The organism is Pseudomonas sp., from assembly GCF_030683065.1.
Taxonomy (GTDB): domain Bacteria; phylum Pseudomonadota; class Gammaproteobacteria; order Pseudomonadales; family Pseudomonadaceae; genus Aquipseudomonas.
In genome coordinates this window covers 20842-34031 of the sequence record NZ_JAUXMX010000004.1, presented here as the reverse complement: position 1 = coordinate 34031, position 13190 = coordinate 20842, and the positions used below count along the sequence as shown (strand labels likewise).

General features: G+C 59.1%; 10 protein-coding genes and 1 pseudogene. All 11 read left to right on the top strand.

Annotation, left to right across the window (positions count from 1 at the left end; all coding sequences use genetic code 11):
* Window positions 1–71: 71 nt before the first annotated feature.
* Window positions 72–221 (top strand): annotated as a pseudogene (locus Q8K09_RS00390) (heteromeric transposase endonuclease subunit TnsA); the annotation flags it as partial.
* A 244-nt stretch (window positions 222–465) separates the two neighbouring features.
* A complete protein-coding gene (locus Q8K09_RS00385) occupies window positions 466–789 on the top strand; it encodes a helix-turn-helix transcriptional regulator (protein ID WP_305252869.1) in 324 nt (107 codons plus the stop codon).
* 55 nt (window positions 790–844) lie between these two features.
* Window positions 845–3238 carry an RND family transporter gene (locus Q8K09_RS00380; protein ID WP_305252867.1) on the top strand — a complete coding sequence of 798 codons (2394 nt, stop codon included), beginning with the start codon at window positions 845–847 and terminating at the stop codon, window positions 3236–3238.
* Between the two features lie 3 nt (window positions 3239–3241).
* Window positions 3242–4006 carry an outer membrane lipoprotein-sorting protein gene (locus Q8K09_RS00375; protein WP_305252866.1) on the top strand — a complete coding sequence of 255 codons (765 nt, stop codon included), beginning with the start codon at window positions 3242–3244 and terminating at the stop codon, window positions 4004–4006.
* A 21-nt stretch (window positions 4007–4027) separates the two neighbouring features.
* A complete protein-coding gene (locus Q8K09_RS00370; RefSeq protein WP_305252864.1) occupies window positions 4028–5269 on the top strand; it encodes a hypothetical protein in 1242 nt (413 codons plus the stop codon).
* 887 nt (window positions 5270–6156) lie between these two features.
* Window positions 6157–7527 (top strand): NAD(P)-binding domain-containing protein, encoded by a 1371-nt coding sequence (locus Q8K09_RS00365; protein WP_305253074.1) that lies wholly within the window; start codon window positions 6157–6159, stop codon window positions 7525–7527.
* A 189-nt stretch (window positions 7528–7716) separates the two neighbouring features.
* On the top strand, window positions 7717–8121 hold the full coding sequence (locus Q8K09_RS00360) for a ribonucleotide reductase subunit alpha (protein ID WP_305252863.1): 405 nt from the start codon (window positions 7717–7719) through the stop codon (window positions 8119–8121).
* Between the two features lie 170 nt (window positions 8122–8291).
* Window positions 8292–9014: a hypothetical protein gene (locus Q8K09_RS00355; RefSeq protein WP_305252862.1), complete on the top strand. Its 723-nt coding sequence runs from the start codon at window positions 8292–8294 to the stop codon at window positions 9012–9014.
* The gene (locus Q8K09_RS00350; protein ID WP_305252861.1) at window positions 9011–10006 is read left to right on the top strand and encodes a hypothetical protein; all 996 of its coding nucleotides are present in this window, start codon (window positions 9011–9013) and stop codon (window positions 10004–10006) included. Before Q8K09_RS00355 ends, Q8K09_RS00350 begins: the two co-directional genes overlap by 4 nt.
* 467 nt (window positions 10007–10473) lie before the next feature.
* Entirely contained in the window at window positions 10474–12378 is a 1905-nt protein-coding gene (locus tag Q8K09_RS00345) for a DUF294 nucleotidyltransferase-like domain-containing protein (RefSeq protein WP_305252859.1), read from the top strand.
* Complete coding sequence (locus Q8K09_RS00340; protein ID WP_370869466.1) at window positions 12375–13112, top strand: 3'-5' exonuclease; 738 nt, start codon at window positions 12375–12377, stop codon at window positions 13110–13112. The genes Q8K09_RS00345 and Q8K09_RS00340 overlap by 4 nt, the downstream gene beginning before the upstream one ends.
* Window positions 13113–13190 lie beyond the last annotated feature (78 nt).

The following is a 13190-nucleotide window of genomic DNA, read 5'->3' as shown; positions in this document are numbered from 1 at the left end:
CGTATAGCGCTTCATCCCAAACCTACATCCACTATGTTGAGATGATCGACACAGCGGGTGCAGGTTTTCTCATGCCTGGAACATCCAATGGCCTGACCCAGGCCCAGATCGACAGAAGGCTCAAGGGCGGCTGTGGCCAAGGCCAGGGACCGGACTACAAGCCGTTGATCTACACCAGGGATGTGTCCTCTCTGGGACGTTCTCCCCGCCTGCTCGGCAGCCATGCCTTTCATACACCGATGATGCAGGCCATGCAGGAATCCTTTCTGGCTGTGACCGGCAAGGTCTAGACCGATCTGAAGCTGTGGAGCGTGTCACCCTTGACCGAGGAGGCTGAAGCCCTCGCGGAACACTGACCGATAGGCCCAATAGTTGCCAATTTGTTTATGGGCGATGCTAGCATCGTTATCGGTATAAATTGACATATGCATATGTGTGCATGAATAATCGATATGGAGAGCCCATATGAGCGAACTGCACCAGATTTTCGATTCAAAGCTATTCAAAGTGCTCAGCGAGCCGGTCCGCATCGACATTCTTAAGGTGTTGGCGCAGCACGGCCAGATGGACATTGCAGAGATCACCGGCTACCTGCCGCAGGACCGCTCCGTGGTTTCACGGCACCTCAGCGTCATGCATGACGTTGGGGTGCTGAAGGCGGAAAAACGCGGCAGGCACATATTTTACGAACTCGACGGGCTGGCAATTTTGCACCGTTTGGAAGGCATCGCCACGGCGATAAGGCATTATTTCGAGAGCTGCTGCCCCGAGGCGCTCAAGGACGAGTAATGGTTTAGCGCCGCCCCAAACGCGCCAGTTCGTCCTGACAGGCTCAGGAGGACGAATGTTCAACGGACTGGTTGTATTCTCGGTAAAGCGACCCTGGTGGGTCATTCTCGCATCGCTTATCGTCTTCGCCCTGTTCGCCAGCCAGCTGCCGAAGCTGCAGGTCGATGGCCGGGTCGAGGCACTGGTTCCTGAGCATAACGCTCATGTAACCCTGCGCAATGAAATGGAGAAGGTGTTCGGCGCTGCTGGCTTCATCATTATCAGCGTCAGCGAAGACGAAGTGTTAACTCAGCCGGTGCTCGCTTCGGCCTATGCGCTAAGCAGGCAGCTGAGCCAGTCGCCTCACGTTCGTGAGGTGCATTCGATCTTCTCCAAGCAATATCTTCAGGGCGGCGGCGGTACCTTCGAGGTCGGCCAGATCGTCGATGACCCCGACTCCGGGCGATTCAATCCCGTGCTCATTCAACAACGCCTGGCCAGTGATCCGGTATACCGCGGCAATCTGCTCAGCCTCGACGGCAAGGGCCTGGCGTTGCTGGTGGAGTTCAATGCCGGCATCACCGACCAGGTCGCCACCGAGCTGGTCGAGCAGGCGCTGGAGCAGGCCGGCCTGCAAGGGCGCTGGCCGATTGCCGGGTTGGCGGTGATTCAGCATGAAATGAAGCGCTACATGGACCGCGACATGGGCGTGTTGATGCCATTGTTCCTGGTGGTGCTGGCCGCTCTGTTGTTCTTGTCCTTCCATACCGCTCGCGGCGTGCTGCTGCCATTCGCGCCAATCCTTCTCGCGGTGGTGGCGAGCACCGGTTTGATGAGCATGCTGGGCATCAAGATCACCATCATCACCAACCTGGTACCCATGCTGATCATCGCGGTGGGCTCGTCCTATTCGATCCACTTCCTGAACGAGTATTACCGGCAAGTCGGCCTGGCTCCGGAGGCATTATCTTCGGCAATTCTGCGTGCTACTGGCCAACATATCGGGCCGATCATTCTGCTCGCGGCCGCCACGACCTTTCTCGGTTTCATCTCCAATATATTCAACCCGATAGTCGCCATCCGCGATTTCGCCACCACCCTGGGCTTTGCCGTGGTGGTGTTGTGGATGGCCAACCTGACGCTGCTGCCGGCCATCATCAGCCTGCTGAAACCGATCAAGGGCGTGCGCAACGGCCACGCCAAAGGCCGCTTTAATCGTGTGCTCGACAGCGTGTTAGAACTGCTGGGGCGCGGTATCGTCAATCGGCGCTGGTGGGTGCTGGGGCTGGGGGCGCTGCTGATCGGTAGCTCGGCGTACTACCTGCAACAGGTGAAAGTGGAGTCGTCGGGCCTGAGTTTCTTCAAGGAAGACTCCAACCTGGTGCGCTCTTCCCGGGCGATTTCGCAATCCTTCGGCGGCGTGGTGGGCTTCAACTTCGTCATCGATACCGGCAAGGTGGACGGCGCCAAGGACCCTGCGGTACTGGCCACCTTGGCGGCGTTCAAGGACTGGCTGCACAGCGAGTACGGCGATCAGGTCAAGGTAACCCTGTCGCTGGCCGACTACGTCAAGCAGATGAGCGGCGCCTACAACGGCGACCAGAGCTATCACCGCATTCCCCAGTCCGCCGAGGAAGTGGCGCAGTACATCGAGATATTCAGTTGGGGCGCCGATGTACGTGAAAGCCTGCGCAATGTGGTCGATGAAGATTTCCGCCTGCTGAGTTTCGGCGGTCGCTTTGCCTTGATCGAATACCCGGACGGCAGCTACCGGGAAGAAAGCCTACAGAACCAGAAACGCATCATCGATGCGGCCAGCGCCTGGCTGAAGACCAACTTGCCGGCAGGGGTGGAGGCTAAACCTTACGGCGACATCATGATCGTTTCGGATATCAACGACAGCATCATCCGAGGCCAGATCATCTCGGTTGCGCTGGCCTTGATCTGCGTGTTTGTCGTCACCACCCTGGTGTTCCGTTCGTTGCTCGGCGGCATCATCAGCCTGATCCCGGTATCCCTGGCTGTGGCAGTGAACTTCGGTTTTATGGGGCTGTTCGGCATTCCTTTGAATATCGCCACCGCGCTGGTCTCGGCGATGGCGATCGGCATCGGTATCGACGACACCATCCATTTCCTGATGACCTACAAACAACAGGTTCGCCAGCATGGCAATTACCCGCGTGCCTTTGTCGAAACCCTGCAGCAAAGCGGTCGGGCGATCATCTACACCTCCCTGGCGCTGATCGGCGGCTATCTGGTGCTGATGGCATCGCCCTTCACCCCGATCATCTACTTCGGTGTGTTGAACATCGTCACCATCCTGTTCGCCACGCTCGGCACCTTGCTGTTGCTGGGCGCGGTGATCCTGGTCCTGCAACCGCGTTTCCTTATGCGCGGCGCGGCGATAAGCCAAACGTCGCTGTCGGAGTTGCAACCGCACGCCGCTAAATCCGATGCACAGGAGGCCTGAACCATGAACAGCATTCTCTCTGTACTGCTGATACTCGCGCTGCCCGTCGTGGTTGTTGCACAAGACGCCCAAGGGCTGATGGACAAGGTCAACAATCGCTATGTCGGTGATGACGCGCTCAGCGAAGTCACCCTCGAGTACACCAGTAAAAGCGGCAGCAGCAAGGAGTATCAGCTGCGTATCTGGAACATCGAGGAAAGCGCCGGCAACAAGACGCTGCTCAAGTACACCGCGCCTAACTTCATGCGCGGCAGCGGTGTGCTGGTCCACGGCGAAGACAAACAAGAGACCTTGCAGTGGCTGTATCTATCCCAGGCGGCGAAGAAGGAAGCGCGCAAGATTTCAAGTTCCGAGCGCGGCCGTCCATTGTTCGGCACCGACATCTTCTACGTGGATATCGAAGCCAAGGCCACCGAGGATTTCACCTACCAACAGCTGCGCGATGAAGTGCTCGACGGTATCGCCACGGCGGTGGTTCAGGCCGTGCCGAACAAGTCGGATTACCCCTACGAGCGGACGATTTCCTGGGTCGACCCCGAGCGCTTGCTGGAGCTGAAAGTGGAGTACTACCAGGACGGCAAACTGCTCAAGACCCTGACCGCCGAGCAGACCGAGCAGATCGAAGGTGTCTGGACAGTGACACGCTCCAAGGTGGTGAGCGTCAAGCAAGGCTCCAGCACCGTGATGAACATTGACAAGATCGATTACAACCTCGGGTTACAGGTCGATCAATTCAGCTTCAAAGCGTTAACAGCCAGAGAGATTTGATTCGTGTCGATGAGAAAGGGATTGCTCACGTTGCTGTTATCGGCACCTGTATTGGCCAATGCCGGATGGAATCACACCGGCACCGTCGACCTGCGTATGGATGCTCGCGAGGCGGGCGAGTCCGCCTTGCTGGGCCGCACCGCGGTGACAGCCTCGGGCGAACTCGCCGAGCGCCTGAGCTTGCAGGTGGAAGTTGAAGGCAACGGCGAAACCTCGGTGGAAAGTGCCAGCGCTGAGCTGCGCACGCTGCTGTTGGATTGGCAGGTGCACGACGCCGTGTATCTGTTCGCCGGCTGGCAGCAGCAAGTATGGGGCCGGGCCGACGACGTCAATCCGCTGGATTTCGCCTTTGCCGAAGACCCCCGCTGGTATTACCTGGAACCGCGCGCGCAGCGCAAGTTGGCGCGGTTGTCCGCCGGCACACGTATCGAGTGGGGCGACTCCAGCCTGGCGCTGTTTTATTTCCCGGAGTCCTCGCGCAACCACTTGGCCGATGCCGACAGCATCTGGTGCGAGCGGGCCTGCGATTTCGCCGATGCCGATTTCCAGCGTGAGCAATTCGCCGCTCTGGGCTTTGCCGTCAACACCTCCAAGGCATCCGCGCCGCGGCACGAATGGGCGGGACGCTACACCAGCCGCCTGGGCGGACTGGATTTCGGTGCCGCGGTTTATTACGGCACCGACCACCGCCAGCGGGTGGAGCGGACATTCGTCGCGCCGGGCGTGGTGGCGCTGGAGACCAAGGAATACCAAAGCCTGTCCTATGGCGTCGATGCGGCCTATGCGTTTGGCGATGTGGTAGCCCGCGCCGAACTGGCGCGCTACCAGGACGTCAAGCTGTATATCTACCCGGAGCTGGCGCGCTATCTGGCCGATGCTGACGGCCTCACGGAAACCGATGCGACCGCAGCGATCCTCTCGCTGGATTACACCGCCCCCGGCGACATTTACCTGAACTTCCAGTACCAGGATGTCTGGCTGGGCGAGCCCGAAGACGAGGTGATCCTGCCGCGCGAGTTGAATCTGGCCACGTTTCAGATCGCCAAAACGTTCTATGACCCCGACGTGAAAATCGAGTGGACGACGCTTTACGACATAAATAAGCAAGGGGGTTTCAGCAAGTTGGAGGCGCGTTGGCAGATGGATATGCAATGGATGTTATCCGTCGGCTGCCTGGCTTTCGACGGTGAAAACAGTGCCGAGGATTACGGCGCCTTCCGAAAAAACAATAGCGTTTATATAGCTACGCAATATCAATTCTAGGGTGCGCCATGGCCAGTTTGCTATCGAAAGTCTATGTGAAAATGAAAGAGTTGCCGCGTAAGCAGTCGGCCCGATTGCTGCCGTTGAAGCGCCGCGAATTACGCGCGGTATTGAAACCCTGAATACAGGATTCCTTGATAGAGAGCAGGGGTTGAGTGTCTCTATATAAAATTAACAGGCGCGGGATGAGCCCAGGCAGCGTCGCTACTCACGATGTCGCCTCCATAAAAATAATTCTAACGCGGAGGATAATAATCGTGCGACCACTGTCGCCTGTTGATTCAGGTCATATTACAAGTCATGTTATTACTCAGCATGAATAATCAGTTAACTAATTAGTCTCAAGCTCTCGTAATCAGTTCGTTAAAAAGCAACTGATCTTTGGGGCGCGTCTTGCGTAGCAAATAAGTCTCTGTGTTCATGGTTAATATCACCGATATGCTCAGTTCAGGCGCATGATTTTTGGCAGGGATTTTACGGTATACATGCCGTGCGCTGGGGCGTTAAAAACGCAGATAAGCAAGTCGTCGTGCCACTAATTTCAAAATAATGTTAGTTGTTGCCGCCTGCTCGCGTAACCATCAAACCGCCCCTGCGGGCGATCAGTAGCCTTGCTACAGGCCCTTCACTGCAAGCGCTGCAGCCAATTATGGGGCGATTTGAACAATCGCCTTTGGCCGCCTGATATTTATTGTCGCAGACCCACAAGGCATCACAAAACGGACAAGAGCGGGCCTTTGCTGTATGGTCTTACATCGTTTTTACGCATATCGATCTCATGAATCTTGCGATTCATGGTTCTTGATCTATTAACTCGCCTAGTTGATAGACCGGGTTCTTGTTGCTTATTAATACGGCAACAAGGCGTCTTATTCAGGGAGAAATGTATCACGACTCGAGTAGCCATTATTGGTGCCGGCCCTAGTGGCCTTGCACAACTTCGCGCCTTTCAAGCCGCCCAGGAACAAGGCGCTGAAATTCCTGAACTGGTCTGTTATGAAAAGCAGGCGGACTGGGGCGGATTGTGGAATTACACATGGCGCACAGGACTGGACAAGAATGGCGAGCCGGTACACGGCAGCATGTACCGTTACTTGTGGTCCAATGGCCCCAAGGAATGCCTCGAGTTTGCCGACTACACCTTCGATGAACACTTCGATCAGCCCATCGCCTCCTATCCGCCCCGCGCGGTGCTCTGGGATTACATCAAGGGCCGGGTCGAGAAAGCCGATGTCCGTCAATATATACGCTTCAATACGCCGGTTCGGCAGGTCAGTTATTGCGCGCAAAGTCGGCAATTCACGGTCACTGCCCATGATCATGGCAGTGACAGTACCAGCAGTGAACTGTATGACCATGTGATTGTGGCCTCCGGTCATTTCTCGACACCCAGCGTGCCGTTTTTCGAGGGTTTTGAGGGCTTCAATGGCCGCATTCTGCATGCCCATGATTTTCGTGATGCGCTGGAGTTCAAGGACAAGGACATTCTGCTGATTGGCAGCAGTTATTCCGCCGAGGATATCGGCTCGCAATGCTACAAGTACGGCGCACGGAGTATTACCAGCAGTTATCGCAGCCGGCCCATGGGTTTCGATTGGCCGGATAATTGGGATGAAAAGCCGCTGCTGATCAAAGTCGATGGCGATACCGCCTATTTTGTCGACGGCAGTTCCAAGCGAGTCGATGCGATCATTCTCTGTACCGGCTATCTGCATCACTTCCCGTTTCTGGATGAAGAGTTGCGCCTGAAAACCAGCAACCGTCTCTGGCCTCTTGGTCTGCATGAGGGTGTGGCCCTGGTCGAGCAGCCGGCACTGTTCTACCTCGGCATGCAAGACCAGTGGTACACCTTCAATATGTTCGATGCCCAGGCCTGGTATGTGCGGGATGTGATTCTGGGTCGCATCACCATGCCCGCAAAGCCCGTGATGGAGGCCGCCATCCAGAACTGGAGTCAGCGCGAAGCGCTACTTGAAACCGATGAGCAGATGATCCGCTTTCAGGGCGATTACATAAAATCCCTGATCGAGCAGACCGACTACCCGACCTTCGATATCGAGGGTGTGAACCAGACGTTTCTGCAGTGGGAACAGCACAAGCACAACAATATCCTGACCTTCAGGGATCACTCCTATCGCTCCCTGATGACCGGTACTCAGGCGCCGGCGCACCATACGCCGTGGCTTGAGGCGATGGATGATTCGCTGGATGCCTATCTGAACCCACCCAGCCAAGCGGAAGCTGCAAAGGCCAGTTGAACCGGGGTGAAGCAAACCTGCGTGATCGGTCATTGACGATTGCGGCGCGCAGGGGCAGGGCAATCTTGCTACGGGAAAGCGGCAAACCCTGACCGGCGTTCTATGCCTTAAGAGATATGGTCAAAGGTCGGCGCCGCGTGGCAGTGTGGGTTATTGCTTCGCTCATTTTTGCCGTACGGATGGACTGTCATGGATATTGCCGAATTCGCCGACCTGCTGGCCGCTTCCAAAGCCCAGCCGGAACCGCAACGCTTGCTGTTGGTGTTCGTTAGCGCCGAGCTGCCGGACGATGCGACCGAAGAGGAACGTCAGCGCTACGCCGAGAGCCAGGGCGGCTCGCTCAAGCCGGTACTGTGCGTCGATAAGCTGCCGGACGAACTGGTGGATTTCGCCGGGCTGCTGACTGAGTCCAGCCGTACCGGCGTGGCCTGGGATCTGGTGTTCGCCGCCGGCTTGGCCGGGCGTGCGGGTATGGCGCCGAACAGCGACGAGGCCGAGCAACCGTTGAAGATGATGGTCGGGGCCATCGAAGCGGGCAGCATCGGCAACTTCATCGCCTTCGACCGTACGGGCCACGTGGTGAGTTTTTACTAGTCAATTTGCCGTCGACGGCCATTCTTGGGCAGCCTCCCAGAAGGCGTCGCCGTACTACTGCACAAGTCGCAACAAGCAAGTAGCAACGACTTAGTGCCAAGGTTCCCTGGCTCGCTGCGCCCCCCCATGTGAATGTCCCTGGACTGGTAAACCAATACAGGGAGGTCCGGGTGAAAGACGCAGAATTATGCCGCTGGCTGCTGGAAGTGAACGAACCCTGGGAGATCAGCCGGGTTCGTGTCGATACCCATAGCCGCGAGGTGCATGCCTACCTGAGCACGGGCAAGAGCTGGTTCGGCCGCTACCTCGGCGAACAGCCGCGCTCGCGTTGGCGGCATACCAATATCGGCGCCTACAAAACCTATATCCATGCCAGCCTGCCTGAGCAGAACGGTCAGGAGCCGCAAGCCTTCCTCGGTAAAAGCGCCAGCGACTTCACCCATGGCCTGGCCCGGCGGGTGATCCAGTGCCTGCAGGATGGCCTGCGTTATCGTCAGGTCTGCGCCCTGCTGGATATCGACATTCACCTCGCCTGGCAGATCAAGCATGCGATCGAGTCCGGTCAGTTGGCCACGGCGGATACGGAGCTGCGGGCACGCCTGCAGCTGGACGACCCGGCGGGACAAACCGCCAGCAGCATTCCCGCCAGCGATGACCGGGCATGGCAGCGCCTGCTGGCGCTGGATTGCCCGTTCGAAATCCGCCTGTTGAGTCTGAAATTGTTGCTGGCCCGCGCCCGCCAGGACTTCGCCAAGGCGCATGACGCGGATATGCAGATTCTCAGAATCAATGAACTGCGGCGCTTCTTTATCAAGCACGAAAAGCACCTGGCGCACGAGATTGCCCAGCTAACCTGCGACCAGCAGCAGGCCACGCAGGGCGACCAGCCATGAGCAACGGAACAGCAACCAGCGCACTGCTCGATCTGTGCCAGGCCAGCGCCTTGATCGAACGCGGCGAAACCCTGGCCATCGCCGGCCACCTTGAGTGCCTGGCGGCGCTGCCCAAGGGCAACTGGATCGGCGGTACCACGCCCTATTTCATGGCGAGCGAAGGCGGTACTTGCCGACTCGATCGGGTGTTCGTGCAACCGTTCGGCCAGCAGGTCGGCGAGATCGCCTGCTATGACCGCGAGCGGCTGCCGCACATGCTCGAAGACGCTCCGGAAAATGGCTTCAGCATCGTCATTCTGCCGGCCGGCAGCGGCGTGCTCGAAGACTATGCCCGCGAGGCCCCCAACTACCCCGATATGTACATCAAGCCGATTGCCGGCTGGGTCGCGGGCGTACACCTGGATCAACTGGGCAGCGCGCAGGCCCAGGTGATCGATGGTCGCAGCGGTCGCTGCTTTGTCGATCAGGCTATTGTTCTGCATGTACCCCTGCCGCCCGAGCAGACGGCGCTGGTGCATACGGTGAACCTGTTCAAGCCCGGCACTGGGCCGCTGCTGAGCTTCGACGAGACCGGCTTTGCCGCCCGCGACTGCCTGATCGATGGCGTGCGCGGCAGCTTGCTGGAGCTGATCCGCACGCGTGGCATCGACACCCGCCTGCCGCTGGTGGCCGACTACTGCGGGGCCATGGTCAATGTCAGCATCCAGTCGCTGGACAGCGAGCCGGGCCTGGTGTCCTTCTACGCACCGGTGTTCGCCGGGGTCAACTACCGCTTCGCCGACGCGGTGGAGGACTACAGCGAGCGCTTCCTGCAGGCCATGCCCAGCGCCGGCGGCCCCATCCTGTTCGGCTGCAACTGCATCCTTAATTACCTGTATTCACAGTTGCAGGGACGCCAGACGGGGCGACTCACTGGCCCCATCACCTTCGGTGAAGTCGCCTATCAGTTGCTCAACCAGACCGCGGTCTACCTGACGCTTGAGCACAGCTGAACCGGCGCGCAACGCGCCACGGCAAACCAATGCGATGTAGCCGTTACGGACGGCATGAGGGGGGGGGGCCGCCGCGCAGCAAACTGGCGGCTCTCTCCCTGCCGTAGGAGCGGCTGGGCGGCGTTGCGCCTTAGCCCTGAATTCTTCGATGCACAGCACAGCTTCGCGGCTAAAGCCCCTCCTACAGAAAACGTCATAACCCATAAAATAAATGACATGCTGGTTGTTTGATAAGAACGACCGGGTGGCATCGCAAGCGAGGTGGGGGCCGCCTACCGGCCGCCGTCGGGCGTCATACATCAGCGGGGGATCGCCAAACAATCGGCAATCCCGCTGCAGAACGCGTTATCGTTGGGCCAATGCCGAGCGTCCGCCCCAAACGTACGAGCCGTTCAGCGCCACGCTTCAGAGCACGCCTGGCCCCGTACAGGCACGCTCGTTGACCGCCCACCTTTCAAGAGGACCGTATGCAGATCGAGTTGATCGAGATACGCGACCACCTGCACCGCTTCCCGCCCTTCGATGGTCTACCCGAAGACACCCTCGACGACATCGCCCGCCAGGTCGAAGTCGCCTACTTCAAAGCTGGCACCGAGATCCTTAGTTTCGGTGCGGAAATTCACGACCTGCACTATGTACGCAGCGGCGCGGTGGAAATCTACCGGCGCACCGGCGCCCTCTATAACCGCCTGACCGAGGGTGCCATCTTTGGTCAGTTCGGCCTGCTGCGCGGGCACAAGGTGCGCCTGCCGGCCCGGGCGATCGAAGACAGCCTGATTTATTTCATTCCCGGCAGCCTGTTCGAGCAGCTCTGCGAAGCCCATGAATTCTTCGCCGACTTTGTCGAGGCCGAGGGTCAATCGCGCCTCAAGTCGGCGGTGGACAGTCAGGGCAAGGCCAGCGAACTGATGAAGATCAAGGTGCGCCGGCTGATTTCCCGGCAGGCGGTCAGCGTGCCCTTGGACACCTCGGTGCAACAGGCCGCACGGGTGATGACCGAGCAGAGCGTGTCCTCCCTGGTGATCGTCGACCCGCACGCCAGCGACCCCGAGCCCGCTCGGTTACCGGCGAGCGAGCAGGGCCAGGTGATGGTCGGCATCGTCACCGACCGTGACCTGCGCACCCGCGTGCTGGCCGAGGGGCTGGCCGGCGACACCCCGGTCAGCCAGGTGATGACGCCCAACCCGATCACCCTGCAGGCTGATGCCTCGGTCTTCGAGGCCATGCTGTGCATGCTGCGTAACAATATCCATCACTTGCCGGTGGTTTATCGCAGACGGCCGGTGGGGGTGATTAATCTGGCGGACATCATCAGGTACGAGTCGCAAAGCAGCTTGTACCTGGTCAACAGCATCTTCAACCGACAATCAGTGGCCGAGCTCAAGGCGCTGCTGCCCGACCTGCGCGCCACCTTCGTGCGCATGGTCAGCGACGAAGCCAGCGGGCACATGATCGGCAGCGCCATATCGGGCATCGGCCGTAGTTTCACCCAGCGTCTACTGGAGCTGGCCGAGCAGCAGTTCGGCCCGCCGCCGGTGCCTTATTGCTTCATGGCCCTGGGGTCGATGGCGCGTGACGAGCAACTGGTGGTCACCGACCAGGACAACGCTCTGGTTCTCGACAACCGCTTCGATCCACGGATCCACGATGAGTACTTCCTCAAGCTGGCGACCTTCGTCAGTGATGGTCTGGCGGCTTGCGGTTTCACCTACTGCAAGGGCGGCATCATGGCCACCAACCCGCAGTGGCGTCAGCCGTTGCGGGTGTGGAAGGGCTACTTCAACCAGTGGATCGAGCGGCCCAACCCGCAGACTCTGCTCAACAGTTGCATCTTTTTCGACCTCGACAGCGTCTATGGCGAAGCCGATCTGGTGGAGAGTCTCAAGGATCTGCTCGCGGAAAAGGCCAGTCAGAACCCGCTGTTTCTCGCCAGCCTGGCGCGTAATGCGCTTAACCGCACTCCGCCGCTGGGATTTTTCCGTACCTTTGTGATGGAAAAGGATGGCCAGCAGAACAATATTATCAATCTAAAGGGCCGGGGTACTGCGCCGCTTACCGACCTGATCCGTGTGCACGCCCTGGCCTGCGGCTCAAAGGCGCAGAACTCCAATGAGCGGCTGGATGCCATCGCCGCGACCAAGCTGCTGCCCCAGGAAGCCATCAGCAAGCTGCGCTACGCCCTGGAGTTCCTCTCCATTGTGCGCATACGCCATCAGGCCATGGACCTTGAGGAAGGCCGCGAGCCAGACAATTACATCGAGCCGGAAAAAATCTCCGCCAGCGAGCGTCACAACCTCAAGGAAGCCTTTCAGGTGCTCAGCAATGCGCAGAAATTCCTGCGCTTCCGTTACCCGGCGAGCGGCACCCTGTGAAGCTGCTCGGTGTTCGGCGTAAAACCGCTCTTGCTGTGCCTGCGGACTGGCAGAGCATCTTTGCCCAGCTCGGACACTCGGCCAAGGATCCGTGCCTGGCGGCTTTCTATCAGGCCGGCGTGGTCGCCGCCGACACCCCGCTGGAGGAGGTGCCGCTGGTGGCCCTAGATGTGGAAACCACCGGCCTGGATTGCAATGGCCACTCGATCGTCAGCCTCGGCCTAGTGCCCTTCAATCTGGCGCGTATTCGTTGCAGCCAGGCCCTGTACTGGGTGGTCAAGCCGGTTTCCGAGCTGAGCAGCGAGTCGGTCACCTTCCATCACATCACCCATAGCGACATCCGCGACGCCCCCAGGCTGACGACCATTCTTGGTGAGCTGCTGACCGCCATGGCCGGTAAGGTGATGGTGGTGCACTACCGCACGATCGAGCGCAGTTTTCTCGACCAGGCGGTCCGTCAGCATCTGGGTGAGGCGCTGCATTTCCCGGTGATCGACACCATGCAACTGGAGGCCCGGCTGCACCGTAGCCAGCGCCAACCGGGCTGGCTTGATCGCCTGTTCGGTCGTCAGCCAACGTCCATCCGCTTGGCCGACAGCCGTCTGCGCTATGGCCTGCCGCTTTACCAGGCGCACCACGCCCTGACCGACGCCCTGGCCACGGCGGAGCTGTTGCAGGCGCAGATAGCCACCCACTACTCGGTAACTACACCGATTGGCGAGTTGTGGAGTTAAGCGGGTTGCTGCGCATCAGCTTGTAGAAGGGGCTGGAGTGACGCTCCGCTTTAGCCGCGAACGCTTAACCAGTGGGCC

Excerpts from the sequence above, each read along its gene's own strand:
- Q8K09_RS00385 (WP_305252869.1), top strand. The coding sequence starts at position 466 with ATGAGCGAACTGCACCAGATTTTCGATTCAAAGCTATTCAAAGTGCTC.
- Q8K09_RS00380 (WP_305252867.1), top strand. The coding sequence starts at position 845 with ATGTTCAACGGACTGGTTGTATTCTCGGTAAAGCGACCCTGGTGGGTC.
- Q8K09_RS00375 (WP_305252866.1), top strand. The coding sequence starts at position 3,242 with ATGAACAGCATTCTCTCTGTACTGCTGATACTCGCGCTGCCCGTCGTG.
- Q8K09_RS00360 (WP_305252863.1), top strand. The coding sequence starts at position 7,717 with ATGGATATTGCCGAATTCGCCGACCTGCTGGCCGCTTCCAAAGCCCAG.
- Q8K09_RS00350 (WP_305252861.1), top strand. The coding sequence starts at position 9,011 with ATGAGCAACGGAACAGCAACCAGCGCACTGCTCGATCTGTGCCAGGCC.
- Q8K09_RS00345 (WP_305252859.1), top strand. The coding sequence starts at position 10,474 with ATGCAGATCGAGTTGATCGAGATACGCGACCACCTGCACCGCTTCCCG.